General features: G+C 73.1%; 16 protein-coding genes and 1 pseudogene. 4 read left to right on the top strand and 13 right to left on the bottom strand.

Features of this window, described 5'->3' with window-relative positions; genetic code table 11:
* Nucleotides 1-10 precede the first annotated feature (10 nt).
* Nucleotides 11-997, top strand: a complete 987-nt coding sequence (gene tgmB / locus R2E43_RS35660) for an ATP-grasp ribosomal peptide maturase (RefSeq protein WP_030862915.1) — start codon at nt 11-13, stop codon at nt 995-997.
* 15 nt (nt 998-1,012) lie between these two features.
* Here the strand turns inward: tgmB and R2E43_RS35655 are convergent, their stop codons facing one another.
* Nucleotides 1,013-1,228: a hypothetical protein gene (locus R2E43_RS35655; RefSeq protein WP_003978167.1), complete on the bottom strand. Its 216-nt coding sequence runs from the start codon at nt 1,226-1,228 to the stop codon at nt 1,013-1,015.
* Nucleotides 1,229-1,336: 108 nt separating this feature from the next.
* Entirely contained in the window at nt 1,337-1,831 is a 495-nt protein-coding gene (locus R2E43_RS35650) for a membrane protein (RefSeq protein ID WP_011027303.1), read from the bottom strand.
* A gap of 185 nt (nt 1,832-2,016) precedes the next feature.
* On the opposite strand from R2E43_RS35650, the pseudogene R2E43_RS35645 reads away from it, so the two are divergent.
* Nucleotides 2,017-3,014 (top strand): annotated as a pseudogene (locus R2E43_RS35645) (GlxA family transcriptional regulator).
* Here R2E43_RS35645 and R2E43_RS35635 read toward each other — a convergent pair.
* The 5 genes from R2E43_RS35635 to R2E43_RS35615 form a co-directional block, all read right to left on the bottom strand.
* Nucleotides 3,000-3,263: a DUF5133 domain-containing protein gene (locus tag R2E43_RS35635; RefSeq protein WP_332056975.1), complete on the bottom strand. Its 264-nt coding sequence runs from the start codon at nt 3,261-3,263 to the stop codon at nt 3,000-3,002. The pseudogene R2E43_RS35645 and the gene R2E43_RS35635 sit on opposite strands and share 15 nt — an antisense overlap.
* 164 nt (nt 3,264-3,427) lie before the next feature.
* Nucleotides 3,428-3,721, bottom strand: a complete 294-nt coding sequence (locus R2E43_RS35630) for a Rossmann-fold NAD(P)-binding domain-containing protein (RefSeq protein ID WP_011027305.1) — start codon at nt 3,719-3,721, stop codon at nt 3,428-3,430.
* Between the two features lie 82 nt (nt 3,722-3,803).
* Nucleotides 3,804-5,573 carry an ABC transporter ATP-binding protein gene (locus R2E43_RS35625; protein ID WP_011027306.1) on the bottom strand — a complete coding sequence of 590 codons (1,770 nt, stop codon included), beginning with the start codon at nt 5,571-5,573 and terminating at the stop codon, nt 3,804-3,806.
* 158 nt (nt 5,574-5,731) lie between these two features.
* Nucleotides 5,732-6,277: a hypothetical protein gene (locus R2E43_RS35620; protein ID WP_016325223.1), complete on the bottom strand. Its 546-nt coding sequence runs from the start codon at nt 6,275-6,277 to the stop codon at nt 5,732-5,734.
* A 28-nt stretch (nt 6,278-6,305) separates the two neighbouring features.
* Entirely contained in the window at nt 6,306-6,884 is a 579-nt protein-coding gene (locus tag R2E43_RS35615; protein WP_332056974.1) for an ATP-binding protein, read from the bottom strand.
* A 180-nt stretch (nt 6,885-7,064) separates the two neighbouring features.
* Between R2E43_RS35615 and R2E43_RS35610 the strand changes: the two genes are divergently transcribed.
* A complete protein-coding gene (locus tag R2E43_RS35610; protein WP_003978159.1) occupies nt 7,065-7,292 on the top strand; it encodes a DUF397 domain-containing protein in 228 nt (75 codons plus the stop codon).
* 126 nt (nt 7,293-7,418) lie between these two features.
* On the top strand, nt 7,419-8,339 hold the full coding sequence (locus R2E43_RS35605) for a helix-turn-helix domain-containing protein (RefSeq protein WP_332056973.1): 921 nt from the start codon (nt 7,419-7,421) through the stop codon (nt 8,337-8,339).
* Nucleotides 8,340-8,435: 96 nt separating this feature from the next.
* Here R2E43_RS35605 and R2E43_RS35600 read toward each other — a convergent pair whose 3' ends face one another.
* The 6 genes from R2E43_RS35600 to R2E43_RS35575 all read right to left on the bottom strand — a co-directional run bounded on the left by R2E43_RS35600 (nt 8,436) and on the right by R2E43_RS35575 (nt 14,355).
* Nucleotides 8,436-9,254, bottom strand: coding sequence for an SAM-dependent methyltransferase (locus tag R2E43_RS35600; RefSeq protein WP_003978157.1), 819 nt, complete (start codon nt 9,252-9,254; stop codon nt 8,436-8,438).
* Nucleotides 9,255-9,401: 147 nt separating this feature from the next.
* Nucleotides 9,402-10,685 carry an ABC transporter substrate-binding protein gene (locus R2E43_RS35595; protein WP_003978156.1) on the bottom strand — a complete coding sequence of 428 codons (1,284 nt, stop codon included), beginning with the start codon at nt 10,683-10,685 and terminating at the stop codon, nt 9,402-9,404.
* Complete coding sequence (locus R2E43_RS35590) at nt 10,682-11,878, bottom strand: branched-chain amino acid ABC transporter permease (protein ID WP_030862924.1); 1,197 nt, start codon at nt 11,876-11,878, stop codon at nt 10,682-10,684. The genes R2E43_RS35595 and R2E43_RS35590 overlap by 4 nt, the downstream gene beginning before the upstream one ends.
* Entirely contained in the window at nt 11,871-12,770 is a 900-nt protein-coding gene (locus R2E43_RS35585; protein WP_003978154.1) for a branched-chain amino acid ABC transporter permease, read from the bottom strand. Before R2E43_RS35585 ends, R2E43_RS35590 begins: the two co-directional genes overlap by 8 nt.
* Nucleotides 12,767-13,567: an ABC transporter ATP-binding protein gene (locus tag R2E43_RS35580; RefSeq protein WP_003978153.1), complete on the bottom strand. Its 801-nt coding sequence runs from the start codon at nt 13,565-13,567 to the stop codon at nt 12,767-12,769. The genes R2E43_RS35585 and R2E43_RS35580 overlap by 4 nt, the downstream gene beginning before the upstream one ends.
* On the bottom strand, nt 13,564-14,355 hold the full coding sequence (locus R2E43_RS35575) for an ABC transporter ATP-binding protein (protein WP_003978152.1): 792 nt from the start codon (nt 14,353-14,355) through the stop codon (nt 13,564-13,566). The genes R2E43_RS35580 and R2E43_RS35575 overlap by 4 nt, the downstream gene beginning before the upstream one ends.
* Nucleotides 14,356-14,902: the final 547 nt, after the last annotated feature.

Genomic DNA, 14,902 nt, shown 5'->3' with positions numbered 1-14,902 from the left:
GTCGTCGAGAATGACCGTGTTGATCCTGACCAGTGAAGAGGACGTCACCGCCGACATGGTGGTGGTGCACCTGAACGCGTCGGGGGTGCCGGTGGTCCGGCTGGACCCCGCCGACCTCACCGACTCCGTCGCCCTCTCCGGCGAGTTCGTGCACGGCTCCTTCCGGGGCCATCTGTCCTCGGGGGGCCGCCTGGTGAGCATCGGGGGGCTGCGGTCCGTCTGGGTGCGCAGGCCGGGGGGCGCGGCCACGCGGGCCGCCGAGCCGTCCGCGTGGCTGACCGAGGAGGCCGGTCAGGCGCTGTACGGCATGCTCCGCGGCTCGGGAGCACGCTGGATGAACCAGCCCGACGCCGCGCACCGGGCCAGGTACAAGCCCTGGCAGCTGCGTCTCGCCCAGCGGTGCGGGCTGCCCGTGCCGGCGACGCTGATCACGACGTTTCCGCGGGCGGCGCGCGAGTTCGCCGAGCGCTACCCGGATCTGGTGGTCAAGCCCGTCTCGGGCGCCCACCCGCAGGATCCGCCGCTGGCGGTGCCGACCAGCCGGGTTCCGCCCGAGGCCGACTTCTCCGCCGTCGCGCACGGCCCGACACTGCTGCAACGCCGGGTCGCCAAGCGGGCCGACATCCGGCTGACCGCCGTCGGCGAGGAGCTGCTGGCCGCCCGCAAGACGGCACTCGCGAGCCTGGACCCCGACGAGGTGGACGTCCGCTTCGCCGGGTCGGGCGAGCCGTGGCGGCCGACCGAGGTGCCCCCGCGTGTCGCCGAGGGGGTCCGCGCCTACCTCCGGGCGGCCGGACTGGCCTACGGCGCCCTCGACTTCGCCGAGGACGGCGACGGCACCTGGTGGTTCCTCGAATGCAACCAGTCCGGGCAGTTCGGCTTCGTCGAGGTGGACACCGGCCAGCCGATCGCCCGCACCATCGCCGAGTGGCTGGCCCGGCCCGGCGCGGCGGACGCGGTGGAGCCGGGCGGTCCCGACGCGGCGGCGGTCGGGTGATGCCGGGTGCGGCCGTCAGTGCGGGCGCGGACCGGGCAGCAGGGCGGTGCGCTGCCAGCCGGCGCCGGGGGACGGCTGGCGCTCGGCGCCGGGCAGGTGCCCGGGGGCGCGCAGCGGACGCATGACCACCTCCAGTTCCCTGCTCACACGCTCGGCGTCCCGCCGCACCTGCTCGGGGACGTCACCGCGTTCGGCGACGAGTCGGTCGTAGATGGGGGAATCCTGGAACACCCGTCAACGTGCCTTTCGTGTCGTCCGCCCCCGCACGGAGGCGCGACTGAGCAGTCTAGGCGCCCGTTCACGTAGTGGTGCGCATTCCGCCAGGATGTGAACGGCAGCTCAGGCACCGGTCGTGGAGCCGGGCCGCACGATCATGAGGACGGTCACGGTCGCCCACAGCAGGTTGAACACGCCGGTGAACATGGCGAGCCGAGCCGTGCGGGCCCGTTCGACCGGCCGCCCGTCGGCCAGTTCCTCCAGCAGTTCCTCCTGGCGCGGCAGCACGAAGGCGGCCAGGAGTCCCGCGGCGACGGCCGTGAGGGTGATGGACGCGACGAGCCAGGCGTCCGACAGCACGCCCATCGCGGCGGCGGTGGCGAAGCCCAGGACCGGCACCGCGATGCCCAGACCGGCGTAGACCCGGCAGATGCGGTGCAGCAGCCGGACGGTACCGACGCCTCCGGCGTCCCCGGCTGCCGCCCCGTCCGCTCCCCCGACGGTCGCGGCCACCGGCACCCGCCGGGCGGCGGCCGGGAACATGCTGGCCGCGACGGTGACCGGTCCGACGGCGACGATGGCCGCCAGGACGTGGAGGGACAGCAGGATCTTGGTCATGGGGCGAGCTCCGGGGGGGGATCGGGCGATGCGGTGATCGAGAACAACGGTAGGAAGACGGCGAGCGGTCGCCCAGCGGCCGAAACGACAGCTTCCGACGGGATCTCGCCAGTGCCTCCACCGGGGGACGGCGAGCAGACCCGGGTTCCACCTCGCCTTCTGCGGCCGGCGGGAACCCGCCTAAGCTGCTCCGCACGCACTCGGTCGCGATCCTGGTCCTCGACGACGTGGTGCCGTTCGAATGGCGGCGCCCATGCAGGCCTTCGACTGGACACGGCTGCCCGACGGCCGCAGCCCCTACCGGGTGACCCTGTGCGCGGAGTCGGCCGAGGTGCGCACCGAGGGACTCGCCTTCCGGATCGAACGGGGTCTGGAAGCGCTGGAGACCGCGGACACGATCATCGTGCCGGGGCGTTCCGAGGAGTCCGGCCCGCCGTCCGACCGCGTCCTCGAAGCGCTGCGCCGGGCGGCCGGCGCGGGGACGCGGATCGCGTCGGTGTGCGTGGGCGCCTCCCTGCTCGCCCGGGCCGGGTTGCTGGACGGGCTGCGGGCCACCACCCACTGGATGGCGGCCGCGGAACTGGCCCGCCGTCACCCGCGGGTGGACGTACGTCCGGACGTCCTCTACGTCGACAACGGGCAGATCCTCACCTCGGCGGGCGCGGCCGCCGGGCTGGACATGTGCCTGCACATGATCCGCCGGGACCTGGGGCCGGCCGTGGCCGCGCAGGCCGCCCGCATGTGTGTCGTACCACTGGAACGGGAGGGCGGGCAGGCCCAGTTCATCGTGCACGAGCATCCGCCGGTGCCGAGGGGCGTTGGAGCCTGTTCTCCGGTGGATCGAGGACGATCTGGCCGGGGAGGTCGCCCTCGGGGCGATGGCGGCGCGTTCGGGCATGAGCGAGCGCACCTTCAGCCGCCGGTTCCGCGAGCAGACCGGCACCACTCCCCTGCAGTGGCTGCTGCAGGCCCGGGTGCGCGCCCAGTACCTGCTGGAGAGCGGGGACCAGTCGGTCGAACGGATGCCAGGCAGGCGGGTTTCGGCTCCTCCACGGCCTTCCGCGAGCGGTTCCGCCGGGTGGTGGGCACCACGCCCTACGCCTGTCGCGCCGCCTTCCGGGCGAAGACCTCCGCGTCGCCGGACGGCTCCGAGGCCCCGCTCGCGGTGTCACACGGCCAGTGACAGGCCGCTCTTCCCGTCGGCGTCCGCCGGGCACGCCTCCGGTGTCGCGCGTCCCTTGGCGAGCAGCAGCGCGTCCGCCCTCGCCACCGCTTCGTGGACACTGGTCGTCGCCAGCATCACGCACAGTGTGTAACTGACGTCCGTCAGTTCCCGCGTCACCGCGGGCCGCGGCCGCTCGGCCTGAGCGATCCGCAGCGTTGCGTACCGCGTCAGCAACTCCCTGACGACCTTCGGGTCCGGTTCGAGCACGAAGCGCCCCTCTCTCGACTTTCGCTGCGTATGCCCGGCCCCCGCCGTCACAATCGCACCGTGCCCGCCCTCGCCCGCAATTGACCGGATCCGGGCGTTCAACGCCCCGTCGACTCCCTTTCCACCACCTCCCGAACGGCGCGCGGCGGGCGGCCGGTGACGCGTTAGACGGTGTCGGTGGTGCGGTCCTCCGTCCCTTGGACGATCGCCGGGTCCAGGCCGACGAGGAGCGCGGCGAAGTCCGGCGGCGCTCCGCTCGCGAGGAGGGCGCGCAACTCCTCGGTAGTCAGGAGGCGGTGGACGACCGGCCTGCCGCCGGCCCGGGTGCGGACGGCGGCGATCCCGTCGTGGTCGAGGGCCTCGGGGGCCGTGAGGACGAGATCGGTGTTCGGTGCGCGGTCGTCGGTGAGGGCGTGCACGGCGACGTCGGCGATGTCGTCGGCGTCGACGAGAGCCACCGGCCGCTCCGGGCGGCGGTCCGGATGGTGCCGTACCGGCGGATGCCGTCCGCGTGGGTGTGCGGGAGGGACTCGGACGCGTTCAGGCGACCTGACCGCTGTGGAGTGCGGCGTACGCCCCTCCCCCGGCCAGCAGTTCCTCGTGCGTGCCGATCTCCTGGATGCGGCCCTCACCCATCACCACGATCCGGTCCGCACCTCGCACGGTGGACAGCCGGTGCGCCACGACGAAGGTGGTGCGCCCGCGCAGCAGCCGGGCCAGCGCCTGCTGGACGAGCGCCTCCGAGCGGGTGTCCAGCGCCGAGGTGGCCTCGTCGAGGACGAGCACCCGGGGGTCCCTGATCAGGGCGCGGGCGATGGCCAGCCGCTGGCGCTGCCCGCCGGACAGCCGGGCCCCGTGCTCCCCGACCAGGGTGTCCAGTCCCCGCGGCAACCGGTCGACGAACTCCAGGGCGTTGGCGTCGCGCAGGGCGCCGCGCACCGTCTCCTCGTCGGCCTCGTCCATGCCGTAGGCGACGTTCTCCCGGATGGTGCCGTCGAACAGGATGGACTCCTGCGGCACCACCGAGACGAAGCGCCGGTACGTGCGCAGGTCGAGGGTGTTCATGTCGTGGCCGTCGAGCAGCAGCCGCCCCGAGGTCGGCCGCAGGAAGCCGATCACCAGGTTCAGGACGGTGGACTTGCCGGCGCCGGACGCGCCGACCAGCGCGATGGTCTCGCCGGGCTCCACGGAGAGGGTGAAGTCGCTGACGGCGGGCCGTCCGTCGCTGTCGTAGAGGTGCCCGACGCCCTCGAAGGCGACGGCTCCGCGCAGTGCGGTCAGCTCCTTCTTGCCCTCGTTGTCCTCCAGTTCGGGGGCCTGCAGCACCTCGCCTACCGAGCGGACGGACTCCAGGCCCTTGGTGATGACGGGGGCGAGGCCCGCCAGCGTCGTCGTGGAGTTGGTGAGGGTGGTCAGGAAGGCGCTGAGCATGACGACGTCACCCGCGGTGACGCCCCAGACGTCGTAGTACGAGATCAGCGCGGCGCCCGCGAGCACCACGACGCCGACCACGTTGAGCACGACCCAGGACAGCGAACCGAAGCGGCCGTTGACCAGGTCCAGGCGCATCCCGGAGGTCAGCAGCCGGTCCAGGGTGCCGTCCATGCGGCGCAGCGCCTTGCCCTCCAGACCGTGGGCCCGGGTGACCGGGATGAGCCGGGTCATCTCCGTGACCCTGGAGGACAGGGTCTCCACCTCGTGGCGGAAGCGTTCGTTGTGGGTGCGCAGCCGGGCGCGGAGGCGGGCCACGAGGAGGGAGGCCGCGGGAACCACGACGAGGAAGACGGGCAGGAACTCCGGCGTGCGCACACCGATGATGACGAGGCCGCCGGTCAGCACGGTGAACGCGCCCAGCCCGGTCTCGGCGGTCTGCTGCACCATCTGCTCCACCGTCTCCACGTCGCGGACCACCTTGGCCTGCAGCACGCCCGCGCTGACCCGCGAGTGGTAGCCGATGGAGAGCTGCTGCATGCGCGTGCACAGCGCGGACCGCAGGGCGGTGCCCATGCGGCGCACGCTGCCGTACAGGAGGCGGACGTAGAGCAGGTGCAGCGGGTAGTTGACCACCAGGATGAACATGATGAGCCCGGTGCTGGTCCACAGGTCGGTGATCGGACCGTGCTGGACCACGGTGTCGACGATGGCGGCGGTGACGAGGGGCAGCAGCCAGATCGGGCTGTGCTTGACGGTGAAGACGGCGACCGCGCCGGCCAGTCGGCGGCGGTCGGCGCGGAACAGGTAGACGAGCGTGCGTATCGGGTGTTCGCCCCGGTAGCGGTGATCGAGCGGCTTTTCCATCGACGACGCCATCGGCGTGGTCCTCCTGGTGACCGAGTGGGGCAAGCGCTTGCTTCCCGCGCTTTCCTACCCTGTCGGCCGGGAGCACGCCACACCGTTCCGCGCCTTGGGAGGGACCCGCGCCTTCTCCCCCGTGGAGGGCGCGGGTCCCGGTCCAGGCGGTGCCGGTCTCAGTCCCCGAGGGTGCGGGCGAGTTCGCTGGTGGCGCGCATGATCTCGGTGTCGTCGTCCGCCAGCAGCCGCTCCAGTCCGTCCCGTCGGGCGCGGACGGCCTGCCGCGCCGCGCGCTCCCAGGCCACCGGGTTCTCCCGGTGGTTGAGCAGCTTGGGGTAGGCGGTGGCGGTGGTCTCCCACTGCCGGGCGTCGGCGATGTTCTTGAGCAGCTGGATGATCTGCGCCCGGCAGCTCACCTGGGGCCGCTGCGCCAGCTCCCACAGGAAGGGCACGGTCGCGGCGGTCGCCTGCTCGACGACGAAGCCGTACTGGCAGATGCGCCTGCGCAGGTCGCCGAGAGCGGCGCGGGCGGTTTCGGCGTCGCCCCGGGCGACCTTGCGCAGCAGCCGCGGAATGGCCGCCGCCGAGCCCGTGGAGTCCTGGATGTCGCTCCAGGGCACGCCGTCCAGGCCCGCGAGCAGGGTGGTGGTACGGGGGGAGCCGGGCGGCGTCTGACGGTCGGTGCGCCGGATGCTCGGCTCGGGTGTCGGAGCGCTGCGCATGGTGTGGGGCCCTTCCGCGGCAGTCGGGTCAGGTGAGGGGGCGGGTCGACAACGTGGCCCAGACCGTCTTGCCCGCCGGCGGGCGCGGGGTCCAGCCCCACTCCTCGGCGAGGGCGTCGACGATGCACAGGCCGCGTCCGTGCTCCCGGAGTGCGGAGCCGTCGGACGGGGTGAGCCGGGGCGCGTCGTCCCCGGGATCGGAGACGGTCAGCTTCAGCCGGCCGGAGCCCAGGGCGAGTCCGAGCCCGATCTCCGGCCCGCCGGCCACCGACGGCGGCACCGCGTGCGTCAGCGCGTTGGAGACGAGTTCGGTGATCACGAGGACCGCGTCGTCGCCGAGGTGGTCGAGCGACCACCCGCGCAGGGTGTCCCGCGTGAAGACCCGGGCCCGGGCGAACCCCTCCCCGCTGCACGCGACGCGCAGTACGGCGGCGGTCGGGCGGCCGCTGAGAGCGGGGCTGCCCGGGTACGGGGCGGACGACGGCGGGACGGCCCGGCCGGCGGTGGCCCGCACCGGGTACGGGAGTCCTCCGGAGCGGGTCGCCTCGCCTGCCTCCGACCCGGGTTCGCCGGGCGACCGGAGCGTTGGATGCGCAGGTGACGGCACAGCATCTCCCTGATGCGACGTCAGAACGGGGCGTCGACCGGGGGGTTGACGCCACGGCTATTATCCACGCTTAGAGCGCTCGCGTGCAATTGCACGAGAAATTGCGCGAAAAAAGTCGGATGGGGGCGCTCGGGGACCGGTACGACTCGGTCCGCTCCCCCGAACAGCAAGGAGACCGCGGTGCCACCAGTGCGCAACGGAGTGCAGGCCAGCTTGTTGGACGCCTGCTGGAAGAAGAGTCGGCACAGCAACGCCGAGGGCAACTGCGTCGAGGTCGCCCTCGTCGACGGAGGCATCGCGATGCGCAACTCCCGGGACCCCGACGGCCCCGCGCTCGTCTACACCCCGGCCGAGGTGGCGGCGTTCCTGGCGGGTGCGAAGGACGGCGAGTTCGACCACCTGGTGTAGGGCGCGGGCGGCGCGGCGGCCCCCGGAAGCGGAGCCCAACTACCCGATTTCCGCGGGCGGATGCGGCGGGCACCGAGGGGATGAGATAGTCTTTCCTTCAAGTCTGCCGGTCTGCTGGGAGTCAGGATGTCCGCCGCGTCGCATCGCATCTCCCGTCTCGAACCCTATCTGGATCGGGCCGAGCCGGCTCCGACCCTGCTGAAGATGCTCGTCGGCGTGCAGCTGGCGGGCTTCCGCGAGGATGCCGGCCTCTCCCAGGACCAGGCCGCACGCGCGCTCGGCTTCAGCGCCGCGAAGCTCTCGCGCATCGAGTCGGGCAAGGGCCTCAGGCCTCCCTCGGAGACCGACGTCCGGGCGCTGCTGGAGCACTACGACACCGATCCGTACGAGGCCTCGGTCCTGCTCAAGCTGTTGCAACGAGCGGGCGAACCGGGCTGGTGGCAGCGGTACGACAAGCGCCTGATGCCCGAGTGGTTCGACCGCCTGGTCGGCCTTCAGGAGGCCGCGGCGACCATCCGTACCTTCGAGATCCAGTACGTCCCCGGTCTGCTGCAGACCGAGGCCTACACCGATGCCGTGGTCAGGCGCGGCCTGCCGAACGCACCCGCGAGCGAGGTCGGACGCCGGGTCGAACTGCGCAAGCGCCGGGCCCAGTTGCTGGACCGCAAGGACGCGCCGCAGCTGTGGGCGATCATCGACGAGTCCGTGCTGCTGCGCGTGCTGGGCAGCCGCGAGGTCATGCGCGAGCAGCTTGCCCACCTGGCCGCGATGGCGAAGCTGCCCCATGTGACGCTGCAGATCGTGCCGCTGGACGTGACGAACGCGTCGGCGCCCGCGATCCCCGTCACCTATCTGCGTTTCGGTGGCACCAGCCTGCCGGACGTGGTCTACCTGGAGCACATCAGGAGCGCCAACTTCCTGGAGGACCAGGACGAGACCGAGGAGTACCGGGTCGCGCTGGACCGGCTGGCCGACGAGGCGCTCACTCCGCGGGAGTCACTGGAGCGGCTGCGCGAGACGATGGCGACGCGCTACTCCGACAAGTAGCGGCACGGACGACGGAGGAGGGGCCACGCGCGGCGCGCGTGGCCCCTCCTCCGTCGTGTCGTCGTGCTCTCGTGCGGGCGACCGGCCCGGCCGGCGTCAGCGCAGACGCCCCAGTCCGCCGAACTCGATCCACTCGTCGGTGAGCTGACGCGGCGCCACCTCGGTGTCGGGGCGCCAGGTGGAGACCTCCACGAGCCCCGGCTCCAGGATGTCCATGCCGTCGAAGAGTGCCTCGACGTCCTTGGGCTCCCGCACCCGGCCCCAGTGGCCCTGCGTCGCCTGGTCCATGAAGTCCGTGACGAACTTCCGCACCTCGGCGTCCTCGCTGACCAGCTGGCACATCACCGCGAAGCTGCCGGGCGCGAGCCGCTCGGTCACCCGGCGGACGACCGCCCGGGGACCGTCCGTGTCGCTGTCCGGGATGCAGTGGAACACCGAGTTGAACAGCACGGCGACCGGCTGCGAGAAGTCGATCAGGCGCTGGGTGTCCGGGTGGGAGAAGATCTCCTCCGTCGCCCGCATGTCGGCGTGGATGACGGCCGTCTGGTCGTTCTGGTCGAGCAGCGCCCTGCCGTGGACCAGCACCATCGGGTCGTTGTCGACGTAGACGACGCGGGAGTCGGGGGCGACGCGCTGGGCGACCTGGTGCACGTTGTCCTGCGTGGGCAGGCCGGATCCGTGGTCGAGGAACTGGCGGATGCCGTAGTCCTCGGCGAGGACGCGGACGACCCGCTGGAGGAAGCGCCGGTTGTTCAGCGCCAGCCGCCGCGTGCTGGGGACGACCTTGTCGAGTTCGCCGACGGCGGCCCGGTCGGCCGCGTAGTTGTCCTTGCCGCCCAGGTAGAAGTCGTACATACGTGCCGCTGTTGGCACGTTGGCGTCGATCTCCGTGGACAGCTGCTTGTCGGCTTGCATCGTTCCCCCAGCTCCGTACCGGCGCCAACTGGACTGGCATGACAGACAGTACATCCTAAAGACTTAGTGGTCAGCCAAACCAGGGGCCGGATCAAGTGGCCGTCAAACCCGTTTGCGCCCGGCCCAGTTGACGGCCACTCGATCCGATCAGCCGCGACCGGCCAGGTACGCGTCCACTCCGGGCGCCTTGTGGGCCTCCTCCACGCCGACCAGACCGCCGAGCGCCTTGGCGTCGGGCTTCAGCACGTACGTCGACCGGCTGGCCGGCGCGGTGACGTAGGTGAAGTTCTGCGGGGTGCCGAGGCCGGTGTCGGCGTTCTTCTGCGAGCGGTGCGCCTTGACCACGTCCTGCCGGGCGAGACTGCCGCCCTCGCAGGCCTTCTTCAGGTCGGCTCCGGTCAGTTGGGCGGCGTTGTATCCGGAGAGCACTCCGGAGTCGACCGGCTCGCCCGGGTACGCCTTCTGGTAGGAGGCGACCATCTTCTTGACGCCCGGCAGGTCGGAGCTGACCGCCGGCGCGGCGCTCACCACGTGCACCATGGCTTCCAGCGCCGCCGCCGCGGGCGTCTTCAGCAGCTGCGGCGCGTAGCCGGGCGCGCTGCTGACGATCGGCACCTTCAGACCGCGGGCGGCGGCCACGCCGGCCAGGGAGGCGGTCTGGGCGGGGCCCGCGCTGATCAGGATCGCCTTCACCCCGGCCTTGCCCAGGGCGGACACCTGCGCGGTCAGGTCGGTGTCCGTGGCTTTGATCTTCTGCCCGGCGACCTTCATCCCCGCCTGTTCGGCGGCCCACTCGGTGCCCTCCAGCGCGTTGGCGCCGTAGTCGCCCTCGAAGTAGACGTGGCCGATCGTGTCGCCCTTGGCGAGCTTCTTGGTACGGGTGAGGAAGTCGACGGCGGCGATCATGTCGAGGTCGTAGGTGGTGCCGAGGACCTGGACGGAGTCCCGGCCGAGCAGGGAGGCCGCCCAGGCCTGCGGGAAGGTCAGCATGTGGTCGCGCTCGATGTCGTCGAGCAGGGCGGCGACCACCGGGGAGCCGATGACCTGGGGCAGCGCGACGACGTCGGGGGCGATGTCGGCGTAGGCGGTCACCGCCTTCTGCACGTCGTAGCCGTGGTCCTTGACGACGATCTCGACCTTGCGTCCGCAGATGCCGCCCGCGGCGTTGGTCTCGTCGGCCCACATCTGCTGGGCCTGCACGATGCTCTTGCCGAGGGTGGCGTAGGGGCCGGTGAGGTCGGTCAGGGCGCCGAGTCTGATGCTCTTCTCGCTGACTCCGGGGCCGGACTTGACGCCGTCGGCGGCGGCGTCGTCGGTGCTCCCGCCGTCGGCCTTGGAGCTGCAGGCGGTGCCCGCGAGCAGCACGGCGGCCAGGGCCGCGGCCAGGGCGGCGGTCCGGGTGGTGCGGGGCCTGGGGTGCTTGACGTTCACGGGGTGTGCTCCTTGGCTCGTGCGGAGGTGTCGTCGGTGCCGGTGGTACCGGTGGTACCGGTGGTGCCGGAAGGGGTGTCGGGGTCGGTCCGGTCGGGTCCGGACGAGGGTCCGGTGCCGGGTGGGCCGGTGACGGTCGGGCGGCGGCGCAGGCGGGCGCGGAGGCGGCGGGCCAGTCCGTGCAGGCCGTCGGGGGCGTAGAGGAGGATCACGACGATGGCCGCGCCGTAGAGGTAGCGGGACGCCTCGGTCGGGCCGATCGAGCCGCCGCCGGACCCGGGCGTCGCGACCAGGGGCAGCTGGTCGGCGTAGCGGGTCATCAGCAGGGGCAGCGCGGTGACGAAGACGGCTCCCGCGGTGGCTCCGGCCACCGAGCCGAGGCCGCCGATGACGATCATGGCGAGGTAGTCGACGGAGAGGGCGAGGGAGAAGTAGTCGGGCACCACGCGGCGGAAGGAGAGCGCGAGCAGTACGCCGGCCAGACCCGCGTACATCGAAGAGACGACGAAGGCGGCCGAGCGGTACCGGGCCACGTGCACGCCCATCACGGCCGCGGCGGTCTCGCTGTCGCGCACCGCCGCCAGGGCGCGGCCGGGCCGTCCGCGCAGCAGTCCGCGCGCGGTGAACCAGGTGACGGCGAACAGGGCCAGGCCCAGGTACCAGAGCCGCTCCTCGGCGCCGAACGGCACGCCCAGGACGGTGAGTCCGGGGTCCGACTCGGCGAAGGTGAAGCCGCCCAGTTCCAGCGGCGGCACGGAGCGGCCGTTGAAGCCGCCGGTGACGGAGTCCGCGGTGAGCAGGACGTGGTGGCCGAGGAAGACCAGGGCGAGGGTCGCGACGCCGAGGTAGATGCCCTTCACGCGTCCGGCGACGGGGCTGAACAGCCCGCCCGCGGCCCCGGCGAGCAGGACGGCGAGGACTGCGGCGACGGCGGGCGGCAGACCGGGCCCGGGCTCGCCCGCCAGCCAGACGTAGCCGTAGGCGCCGACGGCCAGGAAGAAGGCGTGTCCGAGGGAGAGTTGCCCGGCGGTGCCGCTGAGCAGGCCGAGCCCGACGGCGCCGATGGCCGCGGCCATGGAGAACAGGCCGATGCGCAGCCAGAAGGCGTCGAGGTAGAAGGGCAGGGCACACAGGAGCAGTGCGGTCAGCAGCAGCGGGCCGCGCCTGAGGAGGAGGGGTCGCGGGTCAGACACGGGCCGCTCCCTTCGCCGCGAAGAGTCCGGCCGGACGCACCAGCAGCACCAGCACCATCACGGCGTACGGAGCGACGTCGCCGAAGCCCTCGCCGAGGACGTGCAGGTCGGACTGGTAACCGGCGACGAACGCCTCGGTGAGGCCGATCAGCATGCTGCCGACCAGGGCGCCGACCGGGGAGGTCATGCCGCCGAGGATGGCGGCGGGGAAGGCCTTCAGCGCGATCTGGCCGGTGGTGCGTTCGAGGCCGGGCGCCGGGAAGGCGACCAGGAAGACGGCGGCGAGGGCGGCGAGGGCGCCGGCCAGGCACCAGGCGGCGGTGCGTACGCGGGTGAGGCGTACGCCCATGAGGGCGGCGGCCTCCCGGTCCTCGGCCGCCGCGCGCAGCGACAGGCCCCAGGGGGTGTACCGGAAGAGGGCGAAGGCGCCGCCGATGGCGACGGCGGACACCAGGATCGCGGCGATGCGGCTGTCGGCCACGGTCACCGGGCCGAGGTCGGTCACGGCGGAGCCCCAGGGGTCGCCGAGCGGCAGCAGGTCGCCGCCGATGCGCCGGGCGAGGTCGGTGACCAGGACGATGTCGACGCCGATGGTGACGATGGTCTGGACGTGGGCGGCGTGCGGGTCGCTCCCGCCGACGCGTTGCAGCACCAGCCGGTCCAGGGCCCCGGCCACGGCCGCCGTCACGAGCACCGCGACGGCGAGTGCCCCGGCGAAGCCGAGGTCGTCGTGGAGGACGGCGACGAGGTACCCGCCGAGCAGCAGCAGCGAGCCGTGGGCGAAGCTCAGGACTCCGGAGGCCTTGAAGATGGTGACGAAGCCGAGGGCGATCAGGGCGTACACGGAGCCCAGCGCGAGGCCGCCCAGCAGACTGTCCAGGAAGCCGGTCATGCCGCGTCCTCCCCCGTGGTGGCGGTGCCGAGGTAGGCGCGGAGCACCTCGGGGTCGCGGCGGACCTCGTCGGGGGTGCCGTGGGCGACGGCCCGGCCGAAGTCGAGGACGGTCACCTCGTCGGCGAGCCGCATGACCAGGCCCATGTCGTGCTCGACCAGCACGACGGACAGGCCGAGTTCGGCACGGATCTCCCGGACGACCGCGGTCATGCGGGTGCGTTCGGCGGCGTTCATGCCGGCCACGGGTTCGTCGAGCAGCAGGACACGGGGCTCCAGACACAGGGCGCGGGCGAGTTCTACGCGTTTGCGGTCGCCGTACGACAGCAGCGCGACGGGCGAGTCGAAGTGGGCGCCGAGGCCGGTGAGTTCGGCGATCTCGCGGGCCTTGGCGAGGTGGGCGCGCTGTTCGCGCCGGGCGCGCGGCAGACGCAGGGCGCTGGCGGTGAAACCGGCGTGGGACAGGGCGTGCCGGCCGAGCATCAGGTTGTCGGCGACGGTGCCCTGGGTGGTGACGATGTTCTGGAAGGTGCGGGCGACGCCCAGGGCGGCGATCCGGTGCGGGGCGAGCCGGGTCAGTTCGGCGGCGCCGAGCCGTACGGTGCCCGCGGTGGGCCGGTACAGGCCCGACAGGACGTTGAAGCAGGTGGACTTGCCGGCGCCGTTGGGGCCGATGACGGCGTGCACGGTGCCGGGGGCGACGGTGAAGGAGACGTCGTCGAGGGCGAGCAGACCGGCGAAGCGCACGGTCACGCCCCGCACTTCGAGCGCGGGCGGCGCGGCGGCGGGGGCGGTCACGCGGCCCCCTTGCCGTCGGCACCCTCGGTGGTCTCGCCGAGGTAGAGGCGGCGTACGGCGTCCGTCCGCGCGAGGTCGGCGGCGGCGCCGGACAGCCGGACCTCGCCGACCTCCAGGACGTGGGCGTGCTCGGCGAGCGACAGGGCCATGCCGGCGTTCTGTTCGACGAGCAGGACGGCGGTGCCCTGGGCGTTGATCTCGCGGACGACCTCGGCGATGCGGTCGACCATCATCGGGGCGAGCCCGAGCGAGGGCTCGTCGAGCAGGAGCAGGCGGGGCGCGGCCATCAGGGCCCGGCCGATGGCGAGCATCTGCTGTTCCCCGCCGGACAGCAGACCCGCGGCCTGGCGGGTGCGCTCGGCGAGCCTCGGGAACAGGGTGAAGACGCGCTCCCTGGCCTCGCGGACCTGGGCGGGGGCGCGACGGTTCAGGCCGAGCCCGCCGGCCCGCAGGTTCTCGTCGACGGTGAGTCCGGCGAAGACCCGCCTGCCCTCGGGCACCTGGACGACTCCGGCGCGTACGGCGGCGACCGGGTCCCGGCCGTCCAGGACCGTGTCGCCGTAGCGGACCCGGCCGGCCGTGATCGCGCCGCGGTGCAGGCGCAGGGTGCCCGAGACGGCCCGCAGCAGCGTCGTCTTGCCGGCGCCGTTGGCTCCGAGCAGCGCGACGACGGCGCCGTGCGGGACGGTCAGGGACACGGAGCGGAGGGCGGACAGTGCGCGCCCGTACGTGACGTCGAGGCTCTCGACGTGCAGCGCGGGCGCGCCGTCCGGTGGTGCTGCGGGCATCGCGGCTCCTTGGGACCGGGCCGGAACGGCACGGTGACGGGTGAAGGGGGGAGCTCACGACAGCACGGACCCCGGGGGCCGTACAGGGTGGTCCGGCAGGGTCGCTGCGGGGTCCCAGTCCGCGGGCGCCGAGTCTGTGCGGATGCCCAGAAGCAGGGCCCGCGGGCCCGCCGAGGCGCCCCCAACGACCGGAGCCGAACGGAACACCTCGGTCGCCCTCCGTGCGACCCACCGGCCGGGACGGCCGACGGGGCAGTGCGAGGGCCCGCCTCCGGCCCCGCACGGACGGGTGACGAACAGGACGCCGCGGTGGTCCCGTGCGGCGCCCCACCCGAACGCCCGGAGGCCACCCACAGCAACGGGCCGGGGAGGTCGAGACGGCGCACCGGCCGGGACGGCCGACGGGGAGGCCGGGCCGGGCGACGGGGAGGCCGGGCCCGGGAGGCAGGGGCCGCTGCCCGGCTGCGGCACGCCGCCCGTCCCGGCTGCGACCCTGGAGCCGGCCGGCGGAGCCACGGGGCCCGCCCCCGGCGCCCCGCACCGACCG

The sequence above is a fragment of the Streptomyces violaceoruber genome, from assembly GCF_033406955.1.
In the GTDB taxonomy this organism is placed as follows: Bacteria; Actinomycetota; Actinomycetes; order Streptomycetales; family Streptomycetaceae; genus Streptomyces; species Streptomyces violaceoruber.
The sequence above is the reverse complement of the archived record's forward strand: the minus strand, read 5'-3'. Positions and strand labels throughout refer to the sequence as shown.